Origin of the sequence: Microbacterium faecale, from assembly GCF_014640975.1 — a bacterium.
Taxonomy (GTDB): domain Bacteria; phylum Actinomycetota; class Actinomycetes; order Actinomycetales; family Microbacteriaceae; genus Microbacterium; species Microbacterium faecale.
Map to the genome: position 1 here is coordinate 2068087 of NZ_BMHO01000001.1, position 22013 is coordinate 2090099.

At 65.0% G+C, this 22013-nt stretch carries 24 protein-coding genes; 11 read left to right on the forward strand and 13 right to left on the reverse strand.

The genetic code is table 11. The features are described 5' to 3' along the window. Positions 1–134: 134 nt before the first annotated feature. The 3 genes from IEW87_RS09735 to IEW87_RS09745 all read right to left on the reverse strand — a co-directional run bounded on the left by IEW87_RS09735 (position 135) and on the right by IEW87_RS09745 (position 1802). The gene (locus tag IEW87_RS09735; RefSeq protein WP_188712036.1) at positions 135–989 is read right to left on the reverse strand and encodes a PHP domain-containing protein; all 855 of its coding nucleotides are present in this window, start codon (positions 987–989) and stop codon (positions 135–137) included. 76 nt (positions 990–1065) lie between these two features. Then, positions 1066–1263 (reverse strand): GNAT family N-acetyltransferase, encoded by a 198-nt coding sequence (locus IEW87_RS09740; RefSeq protein ID WP_188712037.1) that lies wholly within the window; start codon positions 1261–1263, stop codon positions 1066–1068. Positions 1264–1583: 320 nt separating this feature from the next. After that, on the reverse strand, positions 1584–1802 hold the full coding sequence (locus IEW87_RS09745; protein ID WP_188712038.1) for a hypothetical protein: 219 nt from the start codon (positions 1800–1802) through the stop codon (positions 1584–1586). Between the two features lie 206 nt (positions 1803–2008). Here IEW87_RS09745 and IEW87_RS09750 point away from each other — a divergent pair, with 206 nt between their 5' ends. The 5 genes from IEW87_RS09750 (at position 2009) to IEW87_RS09770 (ending at position 6423) form a co-directional block, all read left to right on the forward strand. Then, entirely contained in the window at positions 2009–2494 is a 486-nt protein-coding gene (locus IEW87_RS09750) for an NUDIX domain-containing protein (protein ID WP_188712039.1), read from the forward strand. Between the two features lie 518 nt (positions 2495–3012). Next, complete coding sequence (cmtR, locus tag IEW87_RS09755; protein WP_188712040.1) at positions 3013–3372, forward strand: Cd(II)/Pb(II)-sensing metalloregulatory transcriptional regulator CmtR; 360 nt, start codon at positions 3013–3015, stop codon at positions 3370–3372. Beyond that, a complete protein-coding gene (locus IEW87_RS09760) occupies positions 3369–5285 on the forward strand; it encodes a heavy metal translocating P-type ATPase (protein WP_188712041.1) in 1917 nt (638 codons plus the stop codon). The genes cmtR and IEW87_RS09760 overlap by 4 nt, the downstream gene beginning before the upstream one ends. Further along, complete coding sequence (locus tag IEW87_RS09765; protein WP_188712042.1) at positions 5285–5893, forward strand: cadmium resistance transporter; 609 nt, start codon at positions 5285–5287, stop codon at positions 5891–5893. The genes IEW87_RS09760 and IEW87_RS09765 overlap by 1 nt, the downstream gene beginning before the upstream one ends. After that, the gene (locus IEW87_RS09770) at positions 5890–6423 is read left to right on the forward strand and encodes a signal peptidase II (protein WP_229731072.1); all 534 of its coding nucleotides are present in this window, start codon (positions 5890–5892) and stop codon (positions 6421–6423) included. The genes IEW87_RS09765 and IEW87_RS09770 overlap by 4 nt, the downstream gene beginning before the upstream one ends. A gap of 408 nt (positions 6424–6831) precedes the next feature. Here the strand turns inward: IEW87_RS09770 and IEW87_RS09775 are convergent, their stop codons facing one another. The 5 genes from IEW87_RS09775 to IEW87_RS09795 form a co-directional block, all read right to left on the reverse strand. Next, positions 6832–7428: a DUF305 domain-containing protein gene (locus IEW87_RS09775; protein WP_188712043.1), complete on the reverse strand. Its 597-nt coding sequence runs from the start codon at positions 7426–7428 to the stop codon at positions 6832–6834. A gap of 154 nt (positions 7429–7582) precedes the next feature. Further along, positions 7583–7984 carry a four-helix bundle copper-binding protein gene (locus tag IEW87_RS09780; protein WP_188712044.1) on the reverse strand — a complete coding sequence of 134 codons (402 nt, stop codon included), beginning with the start codon at positions 7982–7984 and terminating at the stop codon, positions 7583–7585. A 594-nt stretch (positions 7985–8578) separates the two neighbouring features. After that, positions 8579–9418: a F510_1955 family glycosylhydrolase gene (locus tag IEW87_RS09785; RefSeq protein ID WP_188712045.1), complete on the reverse strand. Its 840-nt coding sequence runs from the start codon at positions 9416–9418 to the stop codon at positions 8579–8581. 144 nt (positions 9419–9562) lie between these two features. Continuing rightward, entirely contained in the window at positions 9563–10171 is a 609-nt protein-coding gene (locus IEW87_RS09790) for a DUF305 domain-containing protein (RefSeq protein ID WP_036275909.1), read from the reverse strand. A 91-nt stretch (positions 10172–10262) separates the two neighbouring features. Then, a complete protein-coding gene (locus IEW87_RS09795) occupies positions 10263–10706 on the reverse strand; it encodes a DUF6153 family protein (protein WP_188712046.1) in 444 nt (147 codons plus the stop codon). Positions 10707–10875: 169 nt separating this feature from the next. On the opposite strand from IEW87_RS09795, the gene IEW87_RS09800 reads away from it, so the two are divergent. From IEW87_RS09800 to IEW87_RS09810, 3 genes are all read left to right on the forward strand, one after another. Continuing rightward, entirely contained in the window at positions 10876–11136 is a 261-nt protein-coding gene (locus IEW87_RS09800; RefSeq protein WP_029153945.1) for a YHS domain-containing protein, read from the forward strand. A 71-nt stretch (positions 11137–11207) separates the two neighbouring features. After that, positions 11208–13418, forward strand: a complete 2211-nt coding sequence (locus tag IEW87_RS09805; protein WP_229731073.1) for a heavy metal translocating P-type ATPase — start codon at positions 11208–11210, stop codon at positions 13416–13418. Between the two features lie 21 nt (positions 13419–13439). Further along, positions 13440–13760: a metal-sensitive transcriptional regulator gene (locus IEW87_RS09810; protein ID WP_188712047.1), complete on the forward strand. Its 321-nt coding sequence runs from the start codon at positions 13440–13442 to the stop codon at positions 13758–13760. Positions 13761–13861: 101 nt separating this feature from the next. Here the strand turns inward: IEW87_RS09810 and IEW87_RS09815 are convergent, their stop codons facing one another. From IEW87_RS09815 to IEW87_RS09830, 4 genes are all read right to left on the reverse strand, one after another. Beyond that, complete coding sequence (locus IEW87_RS09815; RefSeq protein ID WP_188712048.1) at positions 13862–14068, reverse strand: hypothetical protein; 207 nt, start codon at positions 14066–14068, stop codon at positions 13862–13864. Positions 14069–14607: 539 nt separating this feature from the next. Further along, complete coding sequence (locus IEW87_RS09820) at positions 14608–15879, reverse strand: site-specific integrase (protein ID WP_188712049.1); 1272 nt, start codon at positions 15877–15879, stop codon at positions 14608–14610. A gap of 410 nt (positions 15880–16289) precedes the next feature. Beyond that, the gene (locus tag IEW87_RS09825; protein WP_188712050.1) at positions 16290–17081 is read right to left on the reverse strand and encodes a class I SAM-dependent methyltransferase; all 792 of its coding nucleotides are present in this window, start codon (positions 17079–17081) and stop codon (positions 16290–16292) included. A 147-nt stretch (positions 17082–17228) separates the two neighbouring features. Then, positions 17229–17726, reverse strand: a complete 498-nt coding sequence (locus IEW87_RS09830; RefSeq protein WP_188712051.1) for a hypothetical protein — start codon at positions 17724–17726, stop codon at positions 17229–17231. A gap of 186 nt (positions 17727–17912) precedes the next feature. Here IEW87_RS09830 and IEW87_RS09835 point away from each other — a divergent pair, with 186 nt between their 5' ends. Next, positions 17913–18092, forward strand: a complete 180-nt coding sequence (locus tag IEW87_RS09835; RefSeq protein WP_188712052.1) for a PspC domain-containing protein — start codon at positions 17913–17915, stop codon at positions 18090–18092. Between the two features lie 108 nt (positions 18093–18200). Here the strand turns inward: IEW87_RS09835 and IEW87_RS09840 are convergent, their stop codons facing one another. Next, positions 18201–19055 (reverse strand): phosphotransferase family protein, encoded by an 855-nt coding sequence (locus tag IEW87_RS09840; protein WP_229731075.1) that lies wholly within the window; start codon positions 19053–19055, stop codon positions 18201–18203. Positions 19056–19217: 162 nt separating this feature from the next. Here IEW87_RS09840 and IEW87_RS09845 point away from each other — a divergent pair, with 162 nt between their 5' ends. Continuing rightward, positions 19218–20543, forward strand: a complete 1326-nt coding sequence (locus tag IEW87_RS09845; RefSeq protein ID WP_188712054.1) for a M20/M25/M40 family metallo-hydrolase — start codon at positions 19218–19220, stop codon at positions 20541–20543. After that, the gene (locus IEW87_RS09850; RefSeq protein ID WP_229731076.1) at positions 20540–21982 is read left to right on the forward strand and encodes an MFS transporter; all 1443 of its coding nucleotides are present in this window, start codon (positions 20540–20542) and stop codon (positions 21980–21982) included. Before IEW87_RS09845 ends, IEW87_RS09850 begins: the two co-directional genes overlap by 4 nt. Positions 21983–22013: the final 31 nt, after the last annotated feature.

The following is a 22013-nucleotide window of genomic DNA, read 5'->3' on the forward strand; positions in this document are numbered from 1 at the left end:
ACACCTGCGGGTCGCACGCGGCGCTGAGGGGCCGGTGGTTCCTCGCGCAGATCAGGGCGGGAGAGTGCATTCAACGAGAACATGTCGGCTTCTGATGGTTGACCGGGTTATCGGTTCCTTCACTATCTGCTCGGTCAACGAACCCAGTAGTCCCAGGTGTTTGCGCCAGCTCGGAATCCGTAGTGTTCGAGCATGGCGACGGCTTCCGGGAAATTACGGGCCACCGCATCCGGTGTGTGAGCGTCGCTTCCAAAGGTCACAGCGCGGCCACCTTCCTCGGCCCACCACTGGGGCACCCACGACCACAGACGGCCGGTGTTCATCTCGAGCGCGCGTCCCCTCTCTGCGATCGACCGCATCGCCCGACGAAATCCTTCCTCGAACGCTCGGGGATCGAACGGGCCGAGATCCCACGTCGGCCATGTGCGCGCCGCATAGTCGATGTGCGTGAACACGGCGAAGCTGTCGGAGCCCTCGACCATGCGCGGCACTTCCTCTAGATACGCCCACATAACCTCCGCTGCCGGATGCTCGGCGTAGAGGGTCACGGGCTCGGCGCGCAGGCCGCCACCCATGTCCAGGGTGTGAAGCGAGCCCAGCACAAGATCGAGCGCCGACAGGTCGATGAGATCCCCGGCAGCCTCCTCAAAAAGGTGGGGCTGACCTAGCTCAACTCCCGATCGAATCACAAGATCAGGGAACGCCCGCCGGAAGCGGTCGATGCTGTCGAGATAGCCTTCGGCATTGAGTAGTGGATGCTCAACCGCGCCATCAGCGGAGAGAAATCTGCGTTGGTGTGGCATGAGATCATCTGAGCTTGATCGCCATGTGCCAGGGAAGTCGAGGTGTTCGGTGAAAGTAACCGCAGGCAGCCCGATACGGACCGCGTGTTCACAGGTCGCGCGCATTCGCCCTCGGGCAGCTGATTCGGGGCCACCCGTGTCCCACGACCACTCGCTATGAACGTGACTATCCGCAGGGAAGTTCATCTCGAAAGTCTAGGACGGCGCACAATTCGCCGTTTCTACTGTTCAGAGGGCGTATTCTGCAGCGGCTTACTCGCATCTAACGAGACCATGTCAGCTTCTGATGGGTAATCCCGTTACCCGCTTCTTCGCTCTTGAGCGCCGCCGAGAGCACCATCCTGACTTCCACGATTCCATCGGACGCGGGGTCGACGAACTCGACGCCATCCGCCCGGAATCCATGGCGTTCGTAGAACGCGCGAGCACGATCGTTGCCGCTGAGGATCCAGAGCTGCACTGGATGATCTTCCAGGGCGGCGTCCAGGAGGCTGCTCCGATGCCTCTGTCGTGCTCGTGCGCGAGGAGGTAGATCGATCACAGATTCAGGTCGCGTGCTGGTGTGAGACCCTTCGTGGCATCGGGGTCGGATGGGGCCGCGAAAGCGAGACCGTCGACCTGCCGGGCGACCGCGGCTCGATCACGTTCGAGGACGAGACTCCCGAGGGCGCCGGGGAGCGGATCTCGGCTGAGAATTGTTTCCCACATGCGTCGCCTTGCCTCCAGCGTATCGGCGCCCATGAAGCGGTCAGGGATCACTCCGGAGTACGTCTCGCGCCATCACTGGATATGGACATCGGCAATCCCGTAGGCGTCGGTGAGGCTGTGATCTGCCAGGCGTTGACTCGCCCCGGCTTCGTCGAGCGCGCGCATGCGTGCGAGGTGCACGCATTTCGCGAGTTGCTGGATCAACAGCGCGTCGGCGGGGGAGAGGGGAGTGACTTTGTCGGTGACCCAAACCTCGAATCGTTCGACGTCGAGGGTTACCTTGTCGAGCACGCCATGCTCCATGAACAACTAATGCAGGAATGCGACCTTCGCGCGCGATGAATGGGTGATGAACGCGTTGTGAGAGATCGCCCGTGCACCGGTCGCGAAATCGCGGAGCAACTGTTTCGTGTCCCTAATGATCGTCAGCCAGATCGTCGCGTTGCTGTGTCGACCGCATCGTCCGGCGGGTTAAGTAGCCTTGCGAGATGAGCTCAATGATCGCGACCGACCGCCGCGGCAATCACCTCGTCTCGCTTGAAACGGCGAGCCCCGAAGAACTCAATGCTGCCGCCGCGCACACTCGCTGCCCGCTTGCGCTCGTCGTGCTCGTTGACGGCGCGACAGGAGACGTGTTGTTCGGCCTGAACACCTGGCGACGCGAATATGAGCTTCCCGGTGGCATTGTTGAGCGCGGGGAGTCGTTCGTCGAAGCGGCACGACGAGAGCTCGAAGAAGAAACTGGCATCCGAATCGACACTCTCGATCTCCTCGGCTACGCACGTTTCACTCTAACGGACCCGAACCGCAGCGAACTAGGTGCGGTCTACTTCGCGAAGGTTGTCAACGAGCACGCAACGGCCAGTGACGAGATGCTGCAGTTCGTCTGGCGGCGGCCGCTGAGCGAGTCGAATTTTACGATCTCCATACTTGACGACGCGATCGCAGAGTGGGCGGCTCGCTCTGGTGAAGCCACCTCATAGCAACGCCCTTAAGCCTCTGGCGATTCATCGTCCCGGCGCACGTTACCGATGTTCATATATGGGCGCTCAACGGTGATGACGCCGGAAGCGGCCGTTATCGGAGGGCACGCGCAAATCAGGGCGGGAGAGCGCATCAAGTCATAGCATGCCAACCTCTACTGGTGACCCGGCGTAATCGTGACCGGCGTATTCGCTGTCGAGAACGCCCGTCCGACACTCCGCCGAATACGTACCACACGCGTTTCGGTGCGGTTAGGTTTCGGCGGAGGGTTTCGGCGGGTCACGCTTCGGCGTGTCGCGCGCTTGATGGCCCTCGTCGGCCTGGTCGCCAGAAACGATCGTTTGCGGCGCGGCGAGTGAAGGCACACCAGATCGAATGCCAGAAATGTGCGCCGTAAACGGGTTTCGGTAGGCGTATTCGGTGGGGGTGGGCCGGATGTACTTACACCCACGCCCCAGAGATGTGGCCTGGGGTGAAGCCGTTCCGATAGGTCATCAATCACTGTATAGTTCAGTGTGTGCTGACTATTGCCTCACGCCTCGATGTCATGAACCGGCTCGGCCGGGCCATGGCCGATCCCACGCGTTCCCGAATCCTAATGTCTCTGCTCGGTGGACCGAGCTACCCGGCTGTGCTCTCTCGTGAGCTGGAGCTGACACGGTCGAACGTGTCGAATCATCTCACCTGCCTGCGAGACTGCGGGATCGTCGTTGCCGAGCCGGAGGGTCGCCAGACTCGTTACGAGATCGCCGACCCGCATCTTGCGGCTGCGCTCGTCGCGCTCGTGGACGTGACTCTGGCGGTCGATGAGCATGCGCCGTGCGTGGACTCTGCGTGCACGGTGGCTGGCTGCTGTGGGGCGGGGGCTGACGCGTGAGCGCGGCGTGCGGCTGCGAGCACGAGCCTGCCGCGACGGTGGGCGAAGAGATCGAAGAGGCCGAGCGGCCCTGGTGGAGAGACCGCGGGGTCATGGTGCCGGTGTTCTCCGGCGTTGCGTTCCTGGCCGGTCTGATCTTCGAGTGGTCCGGGCTCGAGATCCCGGCACTGGTGCTGTTCTGGGTCGGACTGCTTCTGGGCGCGTCGACGTTCACGCCCGGCGCGCTCCGGAAACTGTTCAAGGGCAAGCTCGGCATCGGGCTGCTGATGACGATCAGCGCGATCGGTGCCGTCATCCTCGGGTACGTGGAGGAGGCTGCAGCTCTGGCGTTCTTGTACTCGATCGCGGAGGCGCTTGAGGACAAGGCGATGGACCGCGCCCGCGGCGGACTGAGGGCACTGCTGAAGCTCGTGCCGGAGACAGCGACAGTGCTGCAGGGCGGCGTCTCCGCGCAGGTGCCGGCGAGCGAGTTGACGGTCGGCCAGGTCATGGTGGTCCGCCCGGGTGAGCGGATCGCGACTGACGGGGTCGTGCGCTCTGGCCGCTCCAGCCTGGACACTTCCGCGATCACCGGGGAGTCGATCCCGGTCGAGGTCGAGCCCGGCGACGCGGTGTCGGCCGGTGCGATCAACAGCGCCGGCGCCCTGGAGGTCGAGGCGACCGCTGCGGGCACCGACAACTCGCTCACGACGATCGTGGAGCTGGTCGAGAAAGCGCAGACCGAGAAGGGCGAGCGTGCTCGTCTGGCGGACAGGATCGCCCGCCCACTGGTGCCCGGCGTTCTGATCCTCGCTGCGCTCGTCGCGATCATCGGGTCGCTGCTGGGCGACCCGGAGGTGTGGATCACTCGCGCGCTCGTCGTGCTGGTCGCCGCTTCTCCGTGTGCGCTGGCGATCTCGGTGCCGCTGACGGTCGTCGCGGCGATCGGTGCGGCGAGCAAGTTCGGTGTGATCATCAAGTCCGGCGCCGTTTTCGAGCGATTCGGCACGGTCCGATACGTTGCCGTCGACAAGACCGGCACCCTCACCCGCAACGAGCCCGCCGTGACCGCCGTGCTCACTGCGAACGGGGTGACCGAGGCTCAGGCTCTGGCCTGGGCGGCCGCGTTGGAGCAGCACAGCACGCATCCTCTCGCCTCAGCGATCACTGCCGCGGCGCCGGGGACTCCCGCAGCTGCAGATGTGACCGAGCAGGCCGGGCACGGCATTGTCGGCACCGTCGACGGATCGAGAATCACCGTCGGTAGTCCCCGCTGGCTGGACGCCGGCGACCTCGCGGAGCGGGTCGCGGAGTTGGAAGAGCAGGGCATGACCGTCGTCATCGTGCACCGCAACGGAACCCCCGTCGCCGCGATCGGCGTCCGTGACGAACTGCGCCCGGAAGTCCCCGAGGTCGTCCGGACACTCACCGGCCAGGGCGTCGGGGTGACGATGCTCACCGGCGACAACGCCCGGACCGCTCGCGCGCTGGCGGCGCAGGCCGGGATCAGCGACGTGCGAGCAGAGCTGCGCCCTGAAGACAAAGCGACCGCGATCGGGGAACTGTCGAAGGCGGGACCGGTCGCGATGATCGGCGACGGCATCAACGACGCCCCGGCCCTCGCGTCCGCGGACATCGGCATCGCGATGGGAGCGACCGGATCCGACGCAGCGATCGAGTCCGCCGACGTGGCCTTCACCGGGCATGATCTCCGCCTGATCCCGCGAGCGTTCGATCACGCCCGGCGCGGTCGACAGATCATCAACCAGAACATCATCCTGTCGCTGCTGATCATCACCGCACTGCTCCCGCTCGCGCTCTTCGGGGTCCTGGGGCTAGCCGCTGTCGTCCTGGTCCATGAGGTCGCGGAGGTCATCGTGATCCTCAACGGCCTGCGTGCCGCACGCACCCGCACGCCACGACTGGAAAGCTGATGCTCGCCACCATCGGTTCAGCGATCGGCCTGTTCTCGGCAACCAACATCGACGACATTGTCGTGCTCACCGTGCTGTTCCTCGCTTCCAGTCGAGGGAAGCCCCGGCCGTGGCAGATCGTCGCGGGCCAGTATCTCGGGTTCATCACCCTCGTCGTGATCAGCGTGATCGCCGCTCTCGGTCTCACCATCGTTCCGGACGAATGGGTCGGTTTCCTGGGTCTGATCCCGCTCGGCATCGGGATCTGGACGCTCATTCGCGGCCTGCGCCGTAACGGCGATGACGATGATGACGACTCCAAGATCACTGCGGTCGGACTATGGGGCGTCGCAGGGATCACGATCGCCAACGGGGCCGACAACATCTCCCTCTACACGCCGATCTTCCGCACCAGTGCCCCCAGCGACGTCGCGATCATGATCGTCGTGTTCCTGATCCTCGTCGCAGTCTGGTGCGCGGCCGGCCGGCTGATCGGCACCAACAAGGCTGTTACCGAGGGGCTGGAGCGCGTCGAGCACTGGCTCGTACCGGCCGTGTTCATCGGCCTGGGCCTGTTCATCCTGATCGAATCTGGGGTCATCGTCCGTCTGATCGAGGTGCTCGCATGACCTCCTCCCAGGCAGAGGCTCATCCGCCCGCTGCGCGCAAACTATCGTCGACCCGGCGGCGGCAGCTCACTGGTGGAGCGCTCTTGATCGCCGTGGTCGTCGTGCTGATCGATCAGGGAACCAAGGTGTGGGCCGAAGCGACCCTCACCGAGCGCGAGCGCATCCCGCTGATCGGTGACATGCTGGGTTTGCAGCTCGCCTATAACCCCGGAGCGGCATTCTCCTTCGGGGAAGGCTTCACCTGGGTGTTCGCGCTGCTCGCTGTCGCCGCCACGGTCACAGCGATCGTGTTCGCGTTCCGAGTGCAACGCGTGGGATGGGCGATCGTCATCGGCGCGCTCGGCGGCGCTGCCGCCTCACACGCAGGCGACCGCCTTTTCCGCGACCCCGGATTCGCCCGGGGCCACGTCGTAGACTTCCTCGCCTACGGAAACTGGTTCATCGGCAACATCGCCGACATCGTAATCTTCGCCGCAGCGATCACCGGAGCAGTTTTCATGATCCGCACCGGGGATGAGAGCACCGAGTGAGATCCGTTCTGCTGTGGTGGGGGTTGGCATCCCGGCCAGCCCAGCAGGGGTGCTGTAAATACGGCAGGCGAGGTCATTGCTTCGCCCCGACCCCGGAAAGAGATCGTTGCCATCCAGGGTGATCGTGGGGGAGCCCGCGAACGAGGCTGCGCCCGCGTCCTCCTCCGTCCGGATGAGTCGGTAGTGAACCTCCGATTCGTCGTGGCCTGTTTCTCGTAGCGCCTCAGAAGCACGACGGCCAGCCTCAACCCAGCTGGGGCAACCGGCGATATAAAGCAGCTCAATGTCCACGACTCAATCATCCTCGACTTCGCTGTTGATGTCGTGCCCGGGCTACCACCGAAAACGATCGTTTTCGGCAGGCTCTCGGAGCACAAGCCATGATCGACCGATTATCGCTAGCAATCGTCATCCGTCGTCCGAGCACTGGCGGTCGGCGACCCGTTCGAAGTCTGGAACGGGTCGGTCTTGCGCGTCCTCGGCCGTCAGCGCGAGTCCGTTGCTTTCGATGTCGGCGATGAGCCAGTCCATTTCGAGGATCTCCCGGCGCTGCGCTTCACTGATTTCAACCGCAAGTTCGCAGACGCGGACATCCTGCAGCTGTGCTCGCTCGGATCGGGTGATCGCGAGCGAGTGATGCGGAATCATTGCGCGCATGTACGCGGTGTCGTCGACGGTGATCTGGCTGCGGTCGAGGGCGATGCCTCCTCCGAGGAGGAGAACGCTGACGATGATGACCGCAATGTTCGCTTTCCTGTGCTTGTACATGTTGAGCATCCAGGCCAGCATGACCAGCCCCATGGCGCCGCCCATAGTGAGCGCCATGAAGACGCGGCTTTCGCTGAAGCGTATGTGCCCCCATTCCCACACTCCAGCGAACATCGTCCAATACATCACGACCATGCCGGTGAGAATCATCGCCGCGAATCGCAAGTACATCGTCAGCGATCCGTGCTTTTTCGCCCCTGCTTGTCGTTCATTTGTTTCGTGCGCGTCCTTCGACATATTCCTCACCTGTCGTCTCGGTTCGTTGCGCGGTAGCGCGATTGATGACGACGTGTGGGTAAGAGCGCTCGCTAGTCTGCTTCGGCCTGGTCAACGGTCATCACTGGATTGATGCGGGTAGCGAAGAACTGCACGACGCCGTCGAGGTGGCTATTCAGAGGGTTGCGAGGAGCGCGGCGCAGGCACCTTCGCATCGCCGGCAGGCCGCAGCACACACCGTGCAGTGTTCGTGCATCGTGTGCTTCTCGCACTCGTCGGCGCAGCTCGCGCATGCCGTGCGGCACGCTTCGAGGGTTGCGCGGGTGAGGTTGGCGTCGTACCCGGTGTGCCTGGACAGGATGCGTCCGGTGGTTTCGCAGAGGTCGGCGCAGTCCAGGTTCGTGCGGATGCACTTCGTCAGCTCGGCAACCATTTCCTCGCTCAGGCACGCGTCGGCGCATGCGGTGCATGATTGCGCGCACTCAACGCACGCCTCGATACACTCCACCAGCGCCTTCCGGTCAGCCGGGCCAAGGTTCTTCGGGTAGGTGCGGAGCATTTCCGCCGCGACAGTCATAGTGGCTCCTCTCGTCATTGTGGAGTCTTAAACTACGACCGCACCTCGCTCCCGAGGACCCCGTTGAATACCCCGGGAGGGCATGGTAGTTCAGCGGCAGATCATCGTCGCAGCGATTACTGTGCGGTGACGACTATTCCGTTTCTGCAGCGTGATTGGGTGGAGTTCGAAGGATCAGAGCCAGGGCGGCAATGACCATGATTACGGCGATGTCAAAGCTGGCGATCGTGTACGTCCACCAAGCGACGTCGGTCGATTGGGCATCACTGATCAGATGCGCGAGCGCGAGGGCTGGACCGCAGATCAAGAGCATATATCCAAGACGCACGAGCCTTCGATGCGTCCGCTCCGCGGGGCTGCGAGGCGAAGGCGCGCCGGGTGAGGACGAGTGCACGGCCGTCAGATGGTGCAGCGGGTCGAAGGGGGATCTGGAGCCGGTGGGGGTCATCAGAAGATCGCTCCAATGGCGAGAAAACTAGCAGCGGCGAGGAGGGCAACGGCGATCGTCGCCACGATGACGAATAACACGAGGTTCCGAAAGGGGTTCTTGGGCGCTTTCATGAGAATCCTTGGGCACGGGTCTTTGCGCCCGCGTTATTGGGCGGGACTCAGCACAGTGGTGCTGTCCGGTGAGACTTCAACGATGCCCCGGTCATCGACGAGGATGACGCGGTCGTCGATGACAGTGAGGGCTTGAACGGCGCCTTGGAGCGATTCGAGCTGATGCCAGGTTCCATTTTCATCCTCTGTCCACAGGACGCCATCGGTGCCGGCGCCGAGAAGAGTGCCATCGGTGCGAGCCTCCAGCGCGTAGAGCACAGGTGTTCCGTCGACTGGAGTGAATGTGTTACCGCCGTCGCTGCTGAAAAGAACGCCTTCTTCGGCTGCAGCGTACAAACCGGATTCGGTGACCGCGAGATCAGCGGCGCTGAGGGATGCACGCTCCGTCCAGTTGTTTCCCTCGTCTGTGCTGGTGAGCAGGTTCACTTGGCTAGAGGGGATGCCGTAGAGGGTGCCGTCCGGGGCCGCGGTGAGGATGTGGAAGTCGGTGGTTCCGTTGAGAGCAATAGGCGACCAAGTGTCCCCGTAGTCGTCGCTGCGGATGATGCCGAGGTTGGGCGATCCGAGTTCGGCCGGGGTCTTTTCGCCGGGATGCCCGGAGGCGAACAGCGCGTCTCCCGAGACCGTGAATCCCATGGCGTCGAAGGCGTGACCGCCGATCGGGCCGGAGATATCCCCATCGGGTGTGAGAGTGAAGATTCCGTTGTGCGTGGCCACCAGCAGATCATCGCCCCGGGGATCTTCAGCGATGCCGTGGATGTGGTCGATGCGGGGAGCTGAGTCCGGGTTGCCGAGCGGTGTCGCGGTGCATCCGGTGGCGACAGCCGCCAGGACGGTCACGGTGACGGTTGCGAGAAGGAGTGAGCGTTTCATGATGGTTTCCGTTAGTGGCCTCAAGCGGGCCTGGCTTCACGACGCGCAGCAAGAGCACGTCGACGTCTGACTGCTGCCGCAATGGGGCAGCACGGATGACAGGTCCGGGCGGGACGATCGGATACCGGCTCGCCCGGAGGATTCCTACAGCTGGCCGAGGAGTTCCTGCATCGTGGCGATCTCCGCCGTCTGGTCGTCGATCACCTGTTGCGCGAGCTCGAGGACGTCCGGGTTCTGCGCATCATCAAGCGCCGTCTGCGCCATGTCGACGGCGCCTTCGTGGTGCACGATCATCTGCTCCAGGAACAGGCTGTTCGCCTCGACAGCATCCGCGCTCTCCAACATGGTCATGTCCTCTTCGGACATCATGCTGTCGTCACCGCCCATCGAACCGTGATCCATGCCTCCCATGGAGTCGGGGTCGTACTCCACACCCCAGTCTTCGAGCCATCCAAGCATCTTGTCGATCTCGGGGCCCTGCGCCGCCTTGATCTGCTCGGCAAGTTCCACCACGCGTGCGTCGGCACCGTCTTTAGCGAGCAGCATGTCGGCCATCTCGATCGCCTGCTCGTGATGAGGGATCATCATCGTGACGAACATCTCGTCAGCCTCGTTCGCTGCCGAAGTCGACGACGACTGAGACGGGGAGGTGGATTCGCTGGACGGTGCCGTGCTGTTGTCAGCGCAGCCGGTGAGAACCAGCGCAAGGGTCAGTACACCCGTACTGACAGCAACGGGAATCTTCTTATTCATGGTTGTTCCTTCGATACGTCGTGTGAGGGTTCGCAAATGATGGCGCCAGACGGCGCCAGGAATCCGACCCATCAGGGTCGGCGGCGACTACTCAGGTGCGACTTATCGAAAGGAACGTCAGCGAGGGTGCCCGGGGAAGGATCCCGATCGCTTCCCACCTCACCAGGCTTACAGCACGGTGAAGGGGCAGCCCGTGACGCTGAATCAATATCGGAGGGAGGAGGAGAAGCAGACCGGCAAGCAACGCCAGCACGCACGCAGTCAGCATCTCGTTGTGACCCTGACCATGTCCGGTGCTCACATGACACGCACCCTCACATGCGGTGGACTCGCTCGCGACGGTTGACGCCGCTGCGGTGGCGTGCTCCTCCCCAGCTGCGGAGTGGGTGAGTCCGACGGATCCGTGTCCCGCAGGTTCGGAGGTGAAGGTGTGCATCGCCAGCAAGCCGACGATAACCATCAGCGTGGCCCCGCCGAGCATCAACAACGCGCGCAACGACAACTGCGGACGTGCGCCACGAACTGCGACGTGCATGCTCGGCCTCCTCCATTCCGTCCAGGATGCTAACACCACGATCTATGCGGCCGCCCGCCCTGATCCTTCAGCGCCGCCATGTACATCCTAGTGCGGAATACCCCCAGGGGGTATATCGTTAGGCACACCGACGCCGCACTCCGGTGTTTGAGAGAAAGAGGAACAAAACATGTCAGACTCCACTGGATCCTGCTGCAGCCGCAACAGCCACGGTTCCGTCGACGCCGAAGGACGCAAGGATCTCCTCACCCCGCCCGCGGAGGATCTCGCCGAATGTCCTGTGATGGTAGGCAGCACCGTCATCAAGGCGGATGCAGAAGCTGCCGGCTTGTACCGCGATTACGACGGCACCCGGTACTACTTCTGCTGCGCCGGATGCGGGCCCGCGTTCGACGCCGACCCGGCTAAGTACGCCACCGCTGCTGCCTGACACTGTTTCACGGTGCGGGGCACGCCACACAAGTCAGCCCCACGGTTCTCAATTCCGAGGAGGATAGGCCCATGAGCCATTCGCGTAACGACGGCGCGGAGCACACCCACGCCCACCACGACCACGCGGCGTCGGCCCCCGCAGTGACGACCGAAACTGACCACGATGCGCACGCGGGACATCAAGCAATGGCGCATGCACCGCAGTCAGACGCGGCCGCGCACAGTCATAGAGACCACGGAAGCGACAACGCGCCCTCCGGTCACAACACCCACGCTGGACACGGCGGTCATGCAGGCCATGGCGACCACGTCGGGCAGTTCCGTCGCCTGTTCTGGATCATGCTCGTCCTCGCCGTCCCCACGGTCGCACTGTCTGGCATGTTCGCCACGATCCTCGGCTACACGATCCCCGATTTCGGCGGACTGTCGTGGATATCGCCTGTACTGGGCACCGTCATGTACATCTGGGGCGGAAAGCCGTTCCTCGTCGGAGCGGTCGGCGAGCTCCGCTCGCGCCAGCCCGGCATGATGCTGCTCATCGGCCTGGCCATCACCGTCGCGTTCATTGCATCCTGGGGTGCAACCCTAGGCATCCTGCACCACGAACTGGACTTCTGGTGGGAGCTCGCCCTCCTCATCGTCATCATGCTTCTCGGGCACTGGATCGAGATGCGCTCCCTCGCCCAGACGACTTCCGCCCTGGACTCACTCGCCGCTCTTCTCCCGGATGAGGCAGAGCGCGTCGAGAATGACCAGGTTGTCACGGTCTCACCGACCGATCTCGTCGTCGGCGACGTCGTCATCGTACGGCCGGGTGGCAGCGTCCCCGCCGACGGGCGCATCGTCGACGGACGGGCCTCGATGGACGAGTCCATGGTCACGGGCGAGTCCCGCACCGTGGAACGCGGCAGCGGCGACCACGTCACAGCCGGCACCGTTGCCACCGATTCCGGGCTTCGCGTCGAGATCACCGCGACCGGCGACGACACGACCCTCGCCGGCATCCAACGTCTCGTCACCCAAGCGCAAAGCTCCTCGTCCCGCGCACAGCGCCTCGCGGACACCGCCGCCGGATGGCTGTTCTGGTTCGCCCTGGGTGCTGCGGCGATAACCGCGATCGTCTGGACGCTCATCGGTCTCCCCGACGCTGCTGTCATCCGCACGATCACGGTGCTCGTCATCGCCTGCCCGCACGCGCTGGGCCTGGCCATCCCGCTGGTCGTCTCCATCGCCACCGAACGCGCCGCCCGGGGCGGCGTTCTCGTCAAGGACCGGCTCGCGCTCGAGAGCATGCGAACCGTCGATACAGTGCTGTTCGACAAGACCGGCACCCTCACCAAGGGCGAGCCCGTCGTCTCCGAGGTCTCCGTTGCCGATGGCGCCGACCCTGACCGGGTGCTCGCGCTGGCGGCCGCCGCAGAGGCCGACAGCGAGCACCCGCTCGCGAAGGCCATCGTCCGCGCGGCCGCCGACAGGAAGCTCACCGTCCCCCGAAGTGTCGACTTCACCTCGTCACCTGCCGTGGGCGTTACGGCGACCGTTGAGGGGAAGATCATCCGAGTCGGTGGACCGCACCTGCTCACCGAGGAGAACGCCGATGAGCTTCCGGTCGCCGATCAGTGGCGTGCGGATGGCGCGATCATCCTCCATGTCATCCAGGACGGCCGCGTCGTCGGAGCCCTGAAGCTCGCCGACGAGGTGCGTTCGGAGTCCCGGGAAGCCGTCGACGCTCTCCACGCGCTCGGCGTGCAGGTCGTGATGATCACCGGCGATGCGGATGCCGTGGCTCGGGCTGTCGCCCAAGACCTCGGCATCGACCGCGTCTTCGCCGGAGTACGCCCGGAGGACAAGGCCGCCAAGGTCCAACAACTCCAGAACGAGGGCCGTAAGGTCGCAATGGTCGGCGACGGGGTCAACGACGCCCCTGCCCTCGCGCAGGCCGACGTTGGGCTGGCGATCGGTGCGGGCACAGATGTCGCGATCGCGTCGGCTGGTGTCATCCTCGCAAGCGACGACCCCCGCTCGGTACTCTCCGTGATCGAACTGTCACGGGCTTCGTACCGGAAGATGAAGCAGAATCTCTGGTGGGCTGCCGGATACAACATCATCTCCGTCCCCCTCGCCGCCGGCGTCCTCGCCCCCATCGGATTCGTGCTCCCGATGTCGGTCGGAGCGATCCTCATGTCACTATCCACCATCGTCGTCGCCCTCAACGCACAACTGCTGCGCCGACTCGACCTCCGCCCCGACACCACGACCCGCGTCATCCTGAACCGCTGACCACAACCGCCGGAGATCCAGATGACTGATACCACCGTCCCTACAACATCCTGCAACCACGCAGAGCACGGGTACATCACGGACAAAGCCCGCTACCTTGCTCGCCTCAAGCGCATCGAAGGACAATCACGCGGCATCCACCGCATGGTCGAGGACGAGAAGTACTGCATTGGCATCCTCACTCAGATCTCCGCACTGACCAGCGCCTTGCGGAGCGTTGCCGTCGGGCTCCTCGAAGACCACCTGCGTCACTGTGTGGCAGATGCAGCTCGCGCCGGCAGCGACATCGCCGAAGAGAAGGTGCAGGAAGCGTCTCAGGCGATCGCCCGCCTCGTTCGCTGAGTTGCGGCAGATTCGAAAGTGCCCGGACCGGTGAAGCGCAAGCAGTTCGATTCCTCGTGCGCATGTACTCGCGCCGGCTGTGTCGGCCTGCATGCGACGCGTCACCGCCCCCGCTCGACCTCTTCTTCCAGCTCGTGCCGGTTTAGTCGGGTCGGCGAGAACTTCCGGATGTCGACGAGCGCCGGCCGACGTACAGGGTTCGTGTCGTCACTGAGCCACGTGACGATATCCGCCGTCGTCTCGTCGTCGTTGGCACCGCCAATCCATACGGGCTCGTCCGCGTCACTGGCGACCGGGATGATGACCACGGCATTCGATTGCTCGCATGCGTCCAGGCACCGCGAAACCACTACTCGAGCTCACCCAGCTCAGCGACCTGACCGACGCCCTCGATGAGACGACAGGTCGCTAACGCCGAGGGTCGAATCCCCCGGCTCTCGCCGAATACGCCTGCCGAAAGCTCGTTGCGGCGCACGTTTCTGGAAACCGAATCCCGGCTTCGGGAGCTAGACAGCCGGAAACGATCGTTTTCGGCTGGGCCGTCGCGTGCACTCCGCGCATGAGTTCGGCGTTGGTTCACGATGCAGCCCATCCCGGACGTAGGCCACTCCTTCGCTTCACGATGAAACGCACCGTGTCCGGGCGGGTATCGAGCCAGACGCTGATGAGATCGCGAGCTTGACTCGGCACTTCTTGCAGCGTCAGCGCCTGCGAGACGGTGTTGAGTTCTGGAACTCTGATGTGCCACCACCGCCCGTCGGGATGGACGGTGACAACGTAGGGACGGGCCCGATTCGCGTTTGGCATAAGAGGGATACTTTACGCCGAGTCGCGGCTAGAAGCGAGGCTACTTCCGAGACGTCGCCCGACGGCCGACATAGTCGGTGTGGATCGCACCGGCGGCCGCGCGGTGTCGGTCTGTGACGTTGTAGCTATAGCCGAGGCTGTCGGCGACGATCGGTGCTGGCATCTCGAGAACGAGTGTCCGTAGGGCGGCGTTACGCGCACCGCGCAGGTCGATTCCGCGATCTCGGAGCTTGTTCATCATCGTCGACTGGTGCATAGGTCCACCCGGCCTGGCCCCAGGGAACAACCACTGACTGTTGCGATGCGCCGAGGTGTTCGTGTTCGGCAGATCTCTCAGATGGGCTCGTACGATCTCGTCGAATGGCGTGGGCACGACGAGTTCATCGGCGGTGATAGCAACCGTCAGACGGTCACCAGCATCAGCAACTTGCGAGAGACGCATGCGCGCGATTCGAGTGAGCGGCTGCGCGTAGAGGAGAAAGAGCATGCCTGCAACTTGCTCGGCCGTTTCGGACTCGACGTGCGTGTTGAGGAGCGTTCGAAGATGCTGCACGCGCTGCTGCTGCGTGATGATCGGCTGCGTCTTCGCTACGCGGTACGGGAACTCGACCGATGCGATGTGACCGTTCTTGACGCCCCAGCGCACGAATGTACGGGCGAGACTTCGCGTGGTGGGACCTCCAGTCAGCCAATCGTCTACATCTGCTTGCACGCATTCCGACGGCGTGTGTCCGCGTTCACGCAGATGACGGAGGAATCCGATCGCGGTGGACGTGCTCTGTTTGGCCGATAGGAACGTCCCTTTGCGCATTTTTCCTGCGGCGTCGAGGGCGTGCATTCGTTGTAGATGCACCCAGCGGGCGAACTGTCGAATCAGTCGCGCCTCGCTTGCGGGCTCAGCCGCGGTCATTTGATCGACCCAGGCTTGGAATCGTTCGATGTCGAAGTTCACACGTTCGAGGAGTCCGTGTTCGATGCAGAGCTGGCGGAGGAACAAGACTTTTTCGGGGGAGGGGTGCGTCGTGAACGTGTCATGCGTGAGCGGCGCAGCTCCGGTCGCGAGGTCACGCAGGAGCTGCTTCGCAGCGGGATTGACGGTGAGCCATATCGTGGCGCTTCGAGCGAGAGTCTGCGTTGAGAGAGCGTCGAAGAGTGGTCGGACGATGGGGGAGATGTCGCCATCGTCCCCGGCGAGGAGCCCGCTGAGATCGTCGGTGAGGCAGCAGTGCGCGCAGAGCCCTCGTCGTACCGGTTCGTCCTCGCGGCCGCAGCGAGTGCAGCGGAAGTCTTTTGGGATGTCGGCGCAGTCCACGCATGCTGGTTCGCCGTCGATGAGTCCGGGCAAGAGGCGCGTGGTGCCGCAGGAGATGCACGCACCGTGATATCGCCTGGCTCAAGGGCCATATCGGCTGGCCCGACCACTGGTCGCGCGTCTGGGGTGCGCGCGGTCTGCTGCACATCGGGCCGCCCGCGCACCCCGAGATCGTGATCGACGCGTTGACCGACGATGCGTGGCGTGTGCGTGAGATGGCGTTGAAGGTCGTCACGCGCTAGGACCTCGACGACCCGCATGGTCGCGTGGCCAAATTGCTCGAGGATCCGGTTGAGCGCGTTCGGTTGCAGGCGAAGCGCGCGCTGGGGGTGCCGCCGTCCGCACGGTGAGCGGAAGCGTCCTGAACGGCGGCGCCCGCTGTCACACGCGGATCCGCGTGCTCGGTGCCCCTATGCCGCGGGCATCGTGCGAACGAGCACGAGTGACCCCTCGAAAGTCGGCTGCTCGCGAAGCGGGCCGTACTTCGCATCCCACTCGCCGGATCCGATCGCGGCCGCCAGCCGCGCCGTGTACGTCTCCGCCTGTTCCGGATCCACGAAACTCCACGCGGAACACGCGGCGCGCGCTCCTGCAACGAGCAACTCTTCGGGGCGCCCGTAGTACGCCTCGTTGAATCCATCGGTGCAGTCGAAGGGAATCGGCACCGGATCCACGGAGACCTCGCCGCCCAGTCCCGCAGCGAGGCGCGACATCGCCGGGTACCGACGTCCCTCCGTCGAGATGACGTCCGGTGCGTACTCCCTGAGCCAGAACCGATCGAGCAGCTCCGGATCACACGTGAGAATCACGATGGGTCCCCGCGTCACCCGCCTCATCTCCGCGAGACCCGCGTCGAGCTCGCCCCACTGGTGCACGGAAAACGTCGTCATCGCCGCGTCGAACGTCTTGTCCGGGAAGGGGAGTGATTCGGCGACGACGTCGATCGCGACGCTCAGTGACTCGGGGCGCTGCGCACGCATGCTGGCCGAAGGCTCGACGGCCGTCACGTCGCGTCCGGTCGGTTCGTAGCTCCCTGCGCCCGCTCCCACGTTCAGCACCGTTCGCGCGTCGCCGAGTGCGTCCCAGACGACCTGTGCGATCCGCGGATCTGGTCGGCGATAGTCGCTGTAGGTCGTCCCGATCACCCCGTAGTCCGCATCGCCCGCGCTGCCGTCGATCTTTCGTGTCGGTTCTTCAGCCACGTGTTCAACCTGGCACGGGAGTGAACTGCGCACAAGAGAACCTCACCCGTGATCTGGAGTTTTCGCGGAGGCGTGTCGCTTGCGCCGAGCACGGGGGAGAGGATTAGTGGGCGGCCACCCTCGCAACGGCGGCAGGTTGCACGCCACCTAGCTTCCCCGGATCAGCTCGATGATGGCGTCGGGGTCGTCTTCGGGAGAGAGCCCCAAGCCGACGTGGTCGCCGCTGAGCGGTTCGTGTACCGCGACGGCCGCGAGGATCTCGTCGTCGACCTTGATGAGAAGTCGCGACTCGGCGTCGGCGTCGCTTGCCTGCGTCGTCAGGTTATGGAGGACGTCGGCGCCCTCATCCGTGAAGGTGACGTCGATGGAGCTCTGCTCGGTGGTGTCGCTCGCCACCGCATTCTCTACGGCGGCATCCTCGAAGACGGAGGGCTCCATGACGTGCTCATTTCCCACCGGAATGCACTGCGACTCGGATCCCTCGTCGCATGTCTCTGAGACCGCAAGCCCAATGGATCCGCCGGTCGGCTCCGGTGAGGGGCTGCTGTCGGTAGCGGCAGTGCACCCGCACAATCCCAGCGATACGAGCAGCGCGAGCGCGAATCCGCTCGTGCGCTGTGTCATTGCCATTGTCCGGTTGTTCATGCGTAGACGTTATCGGGTGGGAACGACGCCTCGTCGTGGGGCAGCGGCTGTATCTGAGCCCGTGTCGTCGCGGCTCACCGGACGGCATGTGGCGCTGACGATCGGAGAGAGGGCGCTTCCCGTTGGCGATGAAGGCGCCGAGATGAGGGGCTTGCGCCACCGCCCGCCCGGCGCGACGATGGCGGCATGGACCCACTCGTACGCCCACGCAATGGCCGCGTCATCGCTGGCGTGTGCCGTGCGGTTGCGAACCGCTTCGGCTGGAGCACGACGCTGGTGCGAGTCTTGGCCGTGCTCGCCGTCCTGTTCGCGGGATTGTCGCTGTGGGCCTACGTTCTGCTCTGGATCGTCATCCCCAACGAGTAATAGATCGAGGATTCGCGGTGCCTGCGGGACGGGCCCTGTTCCAGGGGAGACGAGAGTCGTGGTACGAGCTGACATAATGTGCATTATCGGCAATAGCACATTCTCGGCTCAGAACAGCGAGAGAGCGTCCGCGAGCTGCCGGTGTCCCTGCGCTTCGAACGCGTCATCCTGCACGTGGTACGCCCAAGCGGCCGTGCCGATCGCTTCGCAGAGCAGGTCGACGCGCCACAGTGTGGGATCGCGTGGGTCGTCACCGTAGCCGTCCAGGAACGCATTCTCCAGCGCGGGCGCCGCACGCCATTCCTTGACGGCGAGCCGACACAGGTCCGTCGCTGCGGGGCGCAGGGCGAATCGCCCGAAGTCGATCGCCTTCACGAAGCCCTCGTCGATCAGCCAATTCCGCGTATGCCAGTCGCCGTGCGTTGGCACCGAGGCAACGGGCTTCGGCGCGGCGGTCCGAAGAACCCGACGAGTCTCGTGCTCGACGGCCGGCTCGATGCGGTGCTCGCCATCCAGCCATGCGACGGCCTTCGAAATCGCGCGCGCCATGTAGTCGTCATCGACGATGGCCCTTGTGGAGTCGTGAAGGATTCGCAGAGTCTCACCCGCCTGGCGGTGCACGTCTGGCGCAAGGTCATTCCCGCTCCCCTGAACCAATATACCAGATTGGTACTCGAGTGCGATGAGGTTGAGATCGGCGTCCGCGTGCAGCATTCGCGACGTGCGCGCCTGGGCGACGAGCGGAGCCGTGTAGCCGCGGTGCGCGCGGATCTCCCGGCCGATGTGCGTGTTACCTGCGCCCGCGGCCTTGACGATCACGTCTGCGCGAGAGGCTCGCACGTGCAAAACTGCGGTGTCGACGAGCCCCCACGACAGGTCCTCGATCAGTACGGGATCCCCGAGCCACTCCTCGAGGCGCGCTGCCTTGCGTGCGTCGAGGATGCCGTCGTGCCAGGTCGTCACTCGTCTACCGTACTGAGGTCGCCCGCGCCGATCGTTCGCGACCGTCGCGGCGCCCTTCTGGGCCCGAATGGGAGCCGGAACGCACTCGAGAGCGCGCCGACATGGCGCGGCCACGCTCATCGAGTCGATGCAGGCTGGCCGCGGGCAGCTACTGTCGGGTTCATGAGCGATATCCCCGACATCGCCGCACGCCTCGCGCGGATGATTCGCCTCCCGACCGTCAGCGCCGAGCTCGACGCGCGCGGAATGGCGCCCTTCGACGAGTTCGTTGCGCTCCTCGAGGAGCTGTATCCACGGGTGCACGCGCACCTCGAGCGCGAGCGGATCACGGACTTCGGCCTCCTATTCCGCTGGCGTGGGCGCACCGATTCCGAGCCGGTCGTCCTTATGGCCCACTACGACGTGGTCCCGGTCGACGCCGACGACTGGTCGACGGATCCGTTCGGCGGCGAGATCGTCGATGGCTACGTTCACGGACGCGGCGCCCTCGACGACAAAGGCCCCCTCATCGTGATCCTCGAAGCGGTCGAGGCCCTGCTCGAAAACGAGTTCGTTCCCGCCCGCGATGTGTACCTCTCGTTCGGCGGCAACGAAGAGACGTTCGGTGACGCCGCGCAGCAGATCGCCACGACGCTCGCGAACCGGGGCATCCGGCCGTGGCTCGTGATCGACGAGGGCGGTGCCGTCGTCGAGGCGCCCCTCCCCTTCGTGTCCGGGCGCGCCGCCATGATCGGCGTCGGTGAGAAAGGGATCCTGTCGCTGCGGCTCGACGCGACGAGTGACGCCGGGCACGCCTCCGCACCGCGCGGCAAGAACGCGATCGACCTGCTCGCACGCGCGACCACGCGACTGGCCCCCTCGACCTTTCGGCCGCGCACTCCCCCGGCGATCACCCGGATGCTGGGCGTCTTCGTCGACCGCAGCAGCAGCGGCGCCGCGCGGATCCTTCTGCGCGTCCTCTCGCGCAGTCGCGCGCTCACCGGTGTCGTCTTCGCGCTCATCGGGGGCGAGCCCGCCGCTCTCGTGCGCACCACGATCGCCGCGACCATGCAGGCGGGCGGGTCCGCCGCCAACGTGATTCCCTCGTCAGCAAGCCTAACCTTGAACCTGAGGTTGATAGCTGGTGACACGGTGGCGTCGGCGGCGCGGCGCGTGCGTCGCCGTATCCGCGACCGGCGGGTATCGGTGACCGTCGTCGAAGGTGCGGATCCCACTCCGCTCTCGCCCGCTGACGGCGACGCATTCGACGCCATCCGTGACGCCGTCGCATATGCGTATCCCGACGCCCTCCCGGCGCCCTACATCATGATGCAGGCGAGCGATGCCCGGCATTTCCACCGCGTCAGCGATCACGTCTACCGCTTCGCACCGCTCGAGATGAGCGCCGCACAGCGCGCCTCGATCCACGGCGTCGACGAACGCGTCTCGATCTCCTCACTCGAGAGCGGGCGCGAGTTCCATGTCGCGTTGATCCGGGGCCTGCGGTGAGCACCGGATCCGCCGGCGGTCCGCGGGTATCGCTGTGGACCGTGATCGGCTTCCTCGCGGCAATCGAGTTCACGAGCGGCATCCTCCAGGGGTACTACACCCCGATGCTCACCGACATCGCGCGACACCTCGCGATTCACGACGCCGACGTCAACTGGTTCGAGGGCACGCAGCTCATGTTGTCGGCTCTTGTCGTTCCCGCGTTCGCGAAGCTCGGCGACATGGTCGGACACCGTCGGATGCTGCTCATCTCCACGGCGATCGTCGCCGCATCATCCCTCGCGCTCCCCTTCGCGGACACGTTCTGGCTGTTCCTCGTGTGTTGGTCCGTGCAGGGCGCCTACGTCGTCTGGCTGCCACTCGAGGTCGCCCTGATCGCTTCCCGCGGCCGGGCGCAGGGCGCCCCGCCAGGGCTGACCGTGAAGGCCGCCGGCGTCCTGGTCGCGGCGCTCGAGGCCGGCGCGATCACCGGCGCCCTTGCCGGCGGCGCACTCATCGACTCCGTCGACCTGTGGCTGGTGCTCCTCATCCCCGGCATCGCTGTCGGTGCGTGCTTCTTCGTGATTCTGTTCGGCGTCTCCGAGACGCCGGAAATCTCCGGCGGGCGGCTCGACACGACGGGACTCGTCCTCGTCTCCCTTGCCCTCGTCGCGTTCACCGGCGGCCTGAGCCTCCTGCGGGTCGGCGGCCCATCCGACGGCGTCGCCTGGGCCGTGACCATCGTCGGAGTCCTTCTGCTGATCCCGTTCGTGCTGTGGGAGCTGCGCCATCCGGATCCGCTCATCGACGTACGCATGTTCCGCGACCGCTCGCTGGGCCCCGTCTTCCTGACCGCCGGACTGTTCGGCGTCAGCGTGCTCGGCGCGCAGGCACCGCTGTCGACTTTCGCACGGACCGATCCCGCGGTCGCTGGCTACGGACTCGGCACGACGGGCTTCGCGACCTCGCTCATCATCGGCCTGTATCTCATCGCGATGATCATCGGCGCGCTCAGCTACTCCTGGGTCGCGCGCTGGACGACGCCGCGGCTCGCGCTGATCATCGCGACGTCGCTCGTCGGCGCTGGCTACCTCCTCTTCCTCCCGCTGCACGATACTTACGCGCAGCTCCTCACGAACATGCTCATCGCGGGGCTCGGATCCGGTGCGCTCGTCGGCGCGCTGCCCGCCGTCGCCGCGGCCGCCGCTCCCCCGTCGCAGACCGGCGTCGCGACCGGGCTCACCAACTCGGTCAAGACCGTCGGCGGCGCGATCGCCTCGTGCACGTTCGGCATCGCCCTCGCCGCGGGCGTCACGACGGGGACGGCGGGCTCGTTCTCGGGGTACATGACGGTCTGGGCGGTCTGCGGTGGGACGGCAGTCGTCGCCGCCCTCGCGCTCGTCTTGGTGCCTCGTGACGCGTTCGGCGGACGTGACGGGCTGAAGAAGCGCGCGAAGTAGCGACAGTCGGGCGCTCCGCTCGCGTCGAGCT